This is a genomic window from Paenibacillus sp. 01T422 (assembly GCF_056398785.1).
In genome coordinates, this window is the sequence record NZ_JBFTQB010001008.1 from 1 (window position 1) to 2,194 (window position 2,194).

Here is a 2,194-nt window from a genome sequence, read left to right on the forward strand (position 1 = left end):
GATTTTGTCTGCATATATATTAGTTATTCTCATGCTTGTCGCGGCAGTAGTGCTACAACAAAAAGATATACTTTTCCCAGAAATCGCTGGTATGGCAATGGGGGTTATGGTGTTTCCTGTCGCTCATTGGATTAAGAAGCCAGTTCATCTCTGGCTCGCTCCAACGATTGGCGCATTCATTGGTACCGCTTTGAACGGTTTGAGCCTGATGCCTCAGCCGAAAATATTGCTTGGTCTCGTGATTATTGTCATTTTAATGCATATATTTCGCGTCAATTTTGGACCCGCGATTCCTGCAACATTGCTGCCGATTTTTTTGGGCTTGCATGATTATGTCTTTGCAACAACAACGGCTATTTTTACGTTTGTGATTATGTTAGCCGCTTTTAGAATGAGAAATTCAGAAAAGTTGCCCGATGGTCCACAAAAATTTCGCAAGAAAACAGATACAGTCATTATCACCGTTATTTTAGCACTTTGGATCGGACTAGCATTCGCAACAAATTTTACGGTTATCGTGGTTCCACCTGTATTTGCCCTCATTTTTGAAGTGTTTCATACGGATGGGTTTAATTGGAAATTGATTCCACCTCGTTTGGCTGTATTAACGTCAACAGCCATTCTGTCAGTCGGCGTCCTTCACTTATTGCCAAATTCAATCATTTGGGTTGGTATCATTAATGTCTTGATTACACTCGTGCTGTGCAAATGGTTTAAAGCACCTGTTCCAGTCGCCTTTGGTGTTTCGTTGATGCCACTTATATTCCCAGCATGGGGGACATGGGGGTTTCCAGTAGGAGTATTTGCCACAACTGGCGTTTTGATGTGCATCTCTGCAGCATACCGTCAGTTAAGAAGCAGACAAGCAGTACGAGAATAAGCTAACCAGAAAAGAGTGTCGTGTTATGAAAAATGAAGAAACGCTTGCCGTGCTGAAAGCTTTGTCTAATGAGACTCGGCTAAACATCCTATGCTGGCTGAGTGAACCGGACGAAATGAACAAGGATTTGCCGAATGTGATCAAAGTTGAATTTCCTGGGGGAGTATGCGTGGCGAACATTCAGGAAAAAGCCGGTTTGGCACAGTCCGTTATCTCCACTTACTTGTCTTCTATGCAGAAAATAGGACTGCTGGAGTCGCCTCGTTATGGTCAATGGACTTATTACAGGCGTAATGAGGAAGCCATCGACACCTTTCTGGAGGACTTTGCGGCTGGGATGCAAGCTAAGAAAAGATAGGTCTGCATAGGTAACAGATTTACGATGTGTTGCTGTAGATTTATGATCAGAATATCCGTTTACAAAAATGCCATCTAAAGGCTTTCACCGACTTAGTCTTCATACGGAAGTGAGGCTAAAGGGGGCCTATTTCATTCGGTGTGAGGATGTCATAAGGGATCGTACTTCGGGAGAAATTACTGAACTCCGTTGTACTTATGATCCAATTACCAAAAGCGGTACTGGGTTTACCGGGCGCAAGGTCAAAGGGACGATCCACTGGGTTTCAGGCGAGCACGCAATTAAGGCCGATATTAACCTTTATGAGAAGCTGCTGCTTGACCAAGAAATCCCCAAGGACAGCGAAGATTGGACGACGTTGATTAATCCAGATTCCATAATTACCATAAAGGATGTATTAATGGAACCTTACGTTGAACAAACACAGCCAGAACAAAAATTCCAATTTTTACGTCATGGTTATTTTTCGCTTGATGCTAATAAATATAGATTCAATGGCCGACTTGTATTTAATCGTGTTGTACCGTTAAAGGATACTTGGAGTAGAAAAGAGAGATAAAAATTCAAAGGCATTCGTCATTCAGACGGGTGCTTTTGTTGGATTGTCAGCGTAGTTTGGGGAATCCTGGCGGTGTCATTGATCCATCACCGATGATTGGTCGGTGGAGAAAGCTTCCGAAAATCTTGTTATAGCTTTAGACTATAGCAGGATATAGGAATTAAAAGTTACCTTTTAGCCAGTAGTCAATGCTATCATTATATTTATAAGGAAGATGAAGCATGGGGTACTATAGTTCTGGAGGGTAAAGTGAATATGCTAAAAGAGAAAATAGTAAATAAAGAGGCAGGCATTTTGACCTATGGCATGACGCCTCCGAAAATAACGAATACATCAGACAAAGTCGCTGAGATTGCACAGAAACAAGTTGAAAGAATAAATGATCTCGATATAGATG

General features: G+C 41.9%; 3 protein-coding genes. All 3 read left to right on the top strand.

Going from position 1 to position 2,194, the window contains the following annotated elements; genetic code table 11:
- Nucleotides 1-880, top strand: an 880-nt coding sequence (locus tag AC1DUA_RS34795; protein ID WP_477504084.1) for a hypothetical protein, incomplete at its 5' end; no start/stop codon positions are given.
- 25 nt (nucleotides 881-905) lie between these two features.
- A complete protein-coding gene (locus AC1DUA_RS34800; protein ID WP_477504085.1) occupies nucleotides 906-1,238 on the top strand; it encodes an ArsR/SmtB family transcription factor in 333 nt (110 codons plus the stop codon).
- A gap of 67 nt (nucleotides 1,239-1,305) precedes the next feature.
- On the top strand, nucleotides 1,306-1,797 hold the full coding sequence (locus tag AC1DUA_RS34805; RefSeq protein WP_477504086.1) for a hypothetical protein: 492 nt from the start codon (nucleotides 1,306-1,308) through the stop codon (nucleotides 1,795-1,797).
- Nucleotides 1,798-2,194: the final 397 nt, after the last annotated feature.